The sequence below is a fragment of the Deltaproteobacteria bacterium genome (genome assembly GCA_016219225.1).
GTDB lineage: Bacteria > Desulfobacterota > RBG-13-43-22 > RBG-13-43-22 > RBG-13-43-22 > RBG-13-43-22.
Window position 1 is genome coordinate 1 of the sequence record JACRBX010000114.1, and the last position, 6,547, is coordinate 6,547.

Below are 6,547 nucleotides of genomic sequence, written 5' to 3' on the forward strand. Positions count from 1 at the left end.
CCGGTCTCCCCATTGATAAAATATTCCCATCCCGGGTCCGTATTATAACCATATGATTCCATAAATAAAATATTATTCTCCCCCCCCTTAACCGTCTATAGCCTGACCATTGTCAAAAAAGGAATTTCCTATACTATCAAGGTACCGTCGGAGTCCAGAACATTTCTTTCGGTCCGGATAGGATAATAAAAGGACCCGGTCTCTTGTAATGGATATCGACCGTCGATCGGTCCGTCTTCGGCCCTCCGCCTTTGGGGCACCACCCCCCGACCGGCAGCCCCAGTTCCAGGGCCGCATCCAAAACCGCCCGGTCCACCCCGGTTTGTCCACCGGAGATGATCTTGGAAAATATTTTTTTCATCAATCGTTAAGAATTTTCTGCTCTGATCCGATAAGCTTATCATAGTATAGTGCCCATTCAAGACAAAAGAAAGAAGATCAATGATGGCTAAAGAAAATCGGCCCGGGCCTCTGTCAAAAGAAGAGGTTAGTGCCCTTTTAAAAGAAGCGAACAGGGCACTTAAAGGGAAACTTTCTGAATTTCAAAGGACGGAAACAGTCGATTTACCAAACGTCCTGCCGCCGGCGGAAGAATTGCAAGAGCTTAAGATGCTGACCGAATGGTGTCTTAAACTTTGGGAGGAACACAATGGGTTTATTTTTAAACCCGGACCTTATTATAATGAATAAACCACTAACCGGAGAATTTTTGATGAGAGTTCCTTTTTTATTTCGCCTTATCCTTTCTGTTTTTTTCTTCAGTCAATTCTGTTTTTTTTCGAGCCAGGCCTTTGCCCGACCCGCTGATCCGTTGATCCTCCCACCGGGAGAAATCCGGGCCGTCCTTTCCTCCGACGGAGTCAACCAGGAGTTGATCAACCAGGGCAGGGCCACCGCAACGACCCTGCCCTTTACCTCGGGAACCATAGTCTTTGAAATCCGCACCACTCAGGACCTTTATATGGTCCGGACCTATCTCAGGAATCCCGGCCGATTGAAAGATGGTGCCGTCGGGGGGTGGCTGATGAGTCCTTCAGCCCTTCGGGGAATAACTCCGACTCAGGTTAAGGACATATTCGCCCTCCCGGCCCTTAATGATTATTTGACTACGGTTAAAGTGCCTGCCGGAACCACACTGCGGACCGGCAGCGCGGGGCCCATCCTCGGATGGGGAGATGGGGGCGCCCAGCAGATCCTGCTGATTTCACGCCTCCCCATAGAAAACTACCAGCCCCAAAGGACCCTGGTCGACCAAAACCTCCTTTTTGCCCCCTTGGCACCAAGGGGCAACCCCGGAGCGGTTGCCTCCTACATCGACCGTCTGCCCCAGGCAGAGCCGTGTAGTGATTGGGGCCTGACCAATCTGATGTTGGGATATTTGACTCCCGGGACGTTGCCACAGGCCTTGACCTAGATCGGCCCTGAACGTTACGACACCCTGACCCAACTCGACATTGAAAACACCGTGCTTTTCGGCAATACCCTCATGGAACGCCTGCGAAACCGGATGATGGCCTCCCCCTCCAAGGACATCAAAGCAGTCCCCTCCTCCGCTATTATTCAATCCCCCGGGACCGGAGGCCCCTCTTCCTTTGAAATGAATCAGATCGGTCTTTGCTTTTGGGGGGCGGGTGCAGGGGCCTTCGGCCGTCAGGATGGCTCCAAGGACCATGTGGGCTTCCAATACCAAAGCGGAAGCTTTCTGGCTGGGGCCGATAAAAAGATCAAGGAAAATCTTTTATTGGGCGGCGGAATCAGCCTCTCCCGGACCGGCTTTTCCTGGAACGATAACCTGGGTGACGGCAACATCAGCCAGGTCAATCTCGGGCTTTATGGAAGTGCTTTGACCCGACCTTTTTTTATCGACGGCACTGACCGGAGGGGTGCGTAAGGCCAATGTCAGCCGGCGGGTCAGTTTCCCGGGAGTGGATCGCCAGGCCGCTTCTTCTCCGGACGGCTATAATCTGGCCGCCCGTCTAAACAGCGGCCTGGATCAAAAAATCGGGCAATGGGACTTCCAACCCCTGGTCCGGATGGACCTGATCTATGTTGCCCAGGACGCCCTATCCGAGAGCGGGGCCGACAGTCTGAACTTAAGGGTCGACGGGTATAATACCTGGACCTGGCAGGGAGAATTGGGGATCCGTCTGGTCAGGACTTTTACATTCCAAAGCGGTCTAAGAGTTATCCCTGAATTATGGCTCGGTGGCGGTTACCAGGTCCCCTTGGATAATCGGGAATTGAAGACTTCCTTAAGCGGTCAGCCGGGAAGTTTTACGGTGAACGGCTATAGCAATTCGTCCGGCAGCTTTTTACCGAGACTGGGTCTAACCGCTCAAGGATGGGGCAAGACCTCCTTTTTCCTGCGGTACGAGGGAGACTTTCGTTCCGATTTTATGGGCCATACCATAAACGCCGGCCTCCAGGTGCCTTTTTAGGGAATTGTGTTTAAAATCTTGTCAACCGTCATTCCCATTTGATCAAGAAAAGGGGCTTCCCTTTTCTTGAGACCAGCCTCCGCCGAAGGCGGATGTTGGTCATCCCTTAATCCAGACTTAACGGGATCGAGGGATACCCATGGCTTTAACCGTGTAATCCGTGAAATCCGCGCCAAAATTTTATTTTCGTGTTAAATTTTTAAAAATGATAACGGCCTGATTTTCGGCAGGGCTGCGACAAAACAAATCCCTTGTCCCTTTATGATCTCAACCGCAAAAAGACGATATAGTCCCTAAAAACACCCAGGACCTGGAATCTTAGCTTTGAATAATTAAGGAGTTGTCATGACCCGCTCCGAGCGTTTTATGTCCTGCCAGGAGGAATCGGGCATCATCCAGAGCTGTCTTTGCCTGTTCCAAACGATAATCGATTTAGGGATATCCGGCCTCCCAGGCGGAATCACTGATAAATTCCCGATCTTCTGTGGACCTTGGTCCTCCCTTTTTATTTTATTCGGTCCAGCTCTTTTCTCACCGCCAGTCCCAGTTTCTCCCTGATATAGGGCTTTTTTACATAGGCCCCCGCACCGAGGGACTGGGCGGCTTTCACGCGCTCCGACTCTGAAAAACCGCTGACGATAATCGCCTTCTGTCGTGGATGAATCTCAAGGATTTTCTTGTAGGTGTCCAGTCCGTCCATGCCGGGATCCATGATCATATCCAGAACCAAGAGATCAACCTTCTGCTCCTTCAGATAAACCACCGCATCCTCACCGCTGGAGACGCTGGTTATGTGGTAATTCAATTTCTTGAGCATCTCTTCGGCTAAATCACGCTGTCCCTTGACATCATCTACAATGAGAATGGTTTCGCCTTTCCCCAGATATTCGGAAAGAGGTAAAGCAACATCTTCAGCAGTAATTTCTCCCCTGGTCACTGGAAAATAGAGGGTAAAGGTGCTCCCCTTACCCTCTTCGCTCTGAACGTTAATGTATCCGTGGTGATCCTTCACCGTACCCCAGACCACCGCCAGCCCTAATCCGGTTCCGCTTCTCCCCATGACTTTCTTCGTATAAAAGGGCTCAAAAATACGTTTCAGATCATCCGCAGTTATCCCTTCCCCGGTATCGGACACGGAAAGGACAACATAGTCTCCCTCCCGGACCTCATCATATCCTTGAATCGCTCTGTCCAGATACTGATTGGATGTCTTAATGGTCAGGGTGCCGCCCTTCGGCATGGACTCACTGGCATTCGAAACCAGATTGAATAGGGTCTTACTGAGATGGACGGAGGAACCGGAGATGTTCAATAGATCCGGTTCAAGATCGGTCTTGACCTTTACCGAAGAATGGTAGGCAGACAGATTCTTAAACTCAGCTGAATTCTGGCCATCCACGATAATCTTGTTTAGATTGAGTACATACCTGTCGGATACTCCCCTTCTGGCCAGAGTGAGCAGATCCTGGACAATCGCGGCTGCCCTCTGGCTTCCCCCCAGAATATTCACCAGACCGGGCCTGAGCGGGCTGGACTCCTCTACGTCATAAAGGAGCAACTCCGAAAAGCCAACAATAACACCTAAAACATTATTGAGATCGTGGGCTACGCCCCCTGCCAGAGTACCCAGGGCCTCCATCTTCTCGGCCCGCCGTAGCCGTGCTTCCAACTCCTCACGCAACTTCTCGGCCTGCTTACGGTCGGTTATGTCTCTCACAATACCTCGGAATCCTGTTGGATGCCCCTCCACATTACGGATAAGTGATAAGGAAACCTCGATATCCCTCAGAGCACCATCTTTCCTGATAATCTGCCATTCAAAATTTTTTACCGGTTCGCCGGTCCGATAGACCTGGTTGTAAATTGGATAAATCTTTCGGATATTTCCTTCATCCGCATAGCTACGGTAATTCATCCCCAGTAGCTCTTCCCTCTCATAGCCTGTCATCTTGCGAGCAGATTCGTTGAACAAGGTAAAGTTTCCCATAAGGTCTACTTCGTGATAGCCCTCTTCCATGTTTTCGATAATGGTCCGATATTTCTCCTCTGATTTACTTAACGCCACTTCCACCCGCTTGCGCTCGGTGATGTCGCGGGCAATCGTCGCCGCTCCCACGATCCTGCCGGTAGCATCCTTGACCGGAGACAAGGTCAGGGAGATATCGATCAGGACGCCATCTTTTCTTATACAAACGGTTTCATAATGATCAATACTCTCTCCCTGGGCAAAGGTTTTAAGAAATTGTGATACCTCCTCCGGATAACCGGGCGGAAACAGAACGGAGATATGATTTCCAATGATTTCCTCTATGGAGTAACCATATATTCTTTCCGCGCCTTTATTCCAGCTTAAAATGATACCCTCCAAGTCCTTGGAAAAGATGGCGTCATCTGACGATTCGACGATGGCTGCCAATCGTTGCAGACCAGCTTCCGCCATCTTGCGTTCGGTGATGTCATACCTCAAAACAAAAATTCCGTGGACGTTGCCCTGCGGATCGTAGTCCGGCACATAGTTCACCATTACCCAGCGTTTATCTGCATTAGGGAGAAAAATCGGGGCTTCGAAGGAAATAAGTCGTCCGGAAAATGCCAGCTCAACGTTTTCGTGATTTTCCAGATAATAGTCTTCGTCCACCATGTCCCTGTAAGACTTACCGATAAAGGCTTCCTTTGGCAAACCATAAGATTCGGCATAGTAACGATTCACAAAGCTGTAGCAACGATTCTGATTCAAATAGCAAACATGGGCAGGAATGTTATCCGTAATCAGGCGCAGGCGGTATTCATGTTCCCGTAGAGATTGTTCGACCCGCTTGCGTGCGGCGATTTCGGTCTGTAACTCCTTATTCGCCTGACGCAACTCCTCCGTCCTTGCAGCAACACGCTGTTCCAATTCATCATGCGCCTGTTGCAGTGCCACCTTGGTCCGCTTGCTCTCGGTGATGTCCAGTACCATAGTGAGAAGTCGTTTTACCCCGCCGATGGTCACCAGCTCGAAGTAGTACAAACAATCAATTGGCCTTCCGTCTTTGGCGTAGGAGGTAATCTCCAATCCCGAGACCTTGTCTTGCCTTTGGATGGCTTCAATGACCCTCTGCCGATCCTCACCTCGTAGCCAGCCCAACTCGATGGATGTCTTGCCCAAAACCTCCTCCCGTCTGAAGCCGCCCACATCCATGAACCTGTCGTTGACCTCCAGGTAGGTTCCGTCTTCCAGTACCGTGATGGCAGCCATCAGCGGAGCATGCTTGAAGGCCAAAAAGAACTTCTCTTCGCTCTCGCGCTGGAATCCCTTTGCCCACTTGGGATCGGTTTCAAATTTTTCGAGTTCAGCAATCCTCCGGCGAAGATCTTCCACCTCTTGGACCAGTTGATCTTTCGTTATTCCATTATCCCTCATTTTAGAACTTTCCAGTTGATGCATTTACAATAAAAAACCCCACCTCTCGGTTGAGAAACGGGGTCTCTTAAACTCCTCCATATTCTTGCCCCCTTAAGGGTAAAATGGCGAAACTGGAAGACAGGTTATTTTATTAATCTGCCCTTCGACTGAACCCCATTATACACTTTTTTGGGAATAGTAAATAGGGGGATTTTTCTATGGATGATAAAGGGGGGATCCTGGCCGTCCCCTGGCTCAGGGCCGTGCCTCGCTAAAATCGTTATGGAACACTTTCTTTAAAAAACAAACCGCCTGATTATATATTCCGGGTGATTCGCTTTCTCTGGGACCGGCCACATTAAGGATCTTGATAAGGTACCATCGGAGTCCAGGACATTTCTTTCGGTCCGGATAGGATAATAAAAGGACCCGGTCTCTCGTAATGGATATCGGCCGTCGATCGGTCCGTCTTCGGCCCTCCGGCCTTTGGGGCACCACCCCCCGACCGGCAACCCCAGTTCCAGGGCTGCATCCAAAGCCGCCCGGTCCACCCCGGTTTGTCCACCGGAGATGATCTTGGAAAATATTCTTTTCATCGATCATTAAGAATTTGTAACACCTTGTAACACTTTAGTTGTTTGAAAAAAGAGCTTTTCCCCACCGCAAAGGCGCGAAGAACGCAGAGAGAAACATCTTTGTTCAATCCCGTGAGAGGCGGGATTGA

General features: G+C 50.3%; 5 protein-coding genes and 2 pseudogenes. 4 read left to right on the top strand and 3 right to left on the bottom strand.

Features of this window, described 5'->3' with window-relative positions; all coding sequences use genetic code 11:
* Nucleotides 1-128 precede the first annotated feature (128 nt).
* Nucleotides 129-361 (bottom strand): annotated as a pseudogene (locus tag HY879_10350) (hypothetical protein).
* 80 nt (nucleotides 362-441) lie between these two features.
* Between HY879_10350 and HY879_10355 the strand changes: the two are divergent.
* The 4 genes from HY879_10355 to HY879_10370 all read left to right on the top strand — a co-directional run bounded on the left by HY879_10355 (nucleotide 442) and on the right by HY879_10370 (nucleotide 2,438).
* Nucleotides 442-690 carry a hypothetical protein gene (locus tag HY879_10355; protein ID MBI5603747.1) on the top strand — a complete coding sequence of 83 codons (249 nt, stop codon included), beginning with the start codon at nucleotides 442-444 and terminating at the stop codon, nucleotides 688-690.
* A gap of 22 nt (nucleotides 691-712) precedes the next feature.
* Nucleotides 713-1,414, top strand: coding sequence for a hypothetical protein (locus HY879_10360; GenBank protein MBI5603748.1), 702 nt, complete (start codon nucleotides 713-715; stop codon nucleotides 1,412-1,414).
* A 72-nt stretch (nucleotides 1,415-1,486) separates the two neighbouring features.
* On the top strand, nucleotides 1,487-1,891 hold the full coding sequence (locus HY879_10365; GenBank protein ID MBI5603749.1) for an autotransporter outer membrane beta-barrel domain-containing protein: 405 nt from the start codon (nucleotides 1,487-1,489) through the stop codon (nucleotides 1,889-1,891).
* A complete protein-coding gene (locus HY879_10370) occupies nucleotides 1,884-2,438 on the top strand; it encodes an autotransporter outer membrane beta-barrel domain-containing protein (protein ID MBI5603750.1) in 555 nt (184 codons plus the stop codon). Before HY879_10365 ends, HY879_10370 begins: the two co-directional genes overlap by 8 nt.
* 505 nt (nucleotides 2,439-2,943) lie before the next feature.
* Here HY879_10370 and HY879_10375 read toward each other — a convergent pair.
* Both HY879_10375 and HY879_10380 read right to left on the bottom strand, forming a co-directional pair.
* Nucleotides 2,944-5,841, bottom strand: a complete 2,898-nt coding sequence (locus HY879_10375; protein MBI5603751.1) for a PAS domain S-box protein — start codon at nucleotides 5,839-5,841, stop codon at nucleotides 2,944-2,946.
* A 237-nt stretch (nucleotides 5,842-6,078) separates the two neighbouring features.
* Nucleotides 6,079-6,419 (bottom strand): annotated as a pseudogene (locus HY879_10380) (putative molybdenum carrier protein).
* Nucleotides 6,420-6,547: the final 128 nt, after the last annotated feature.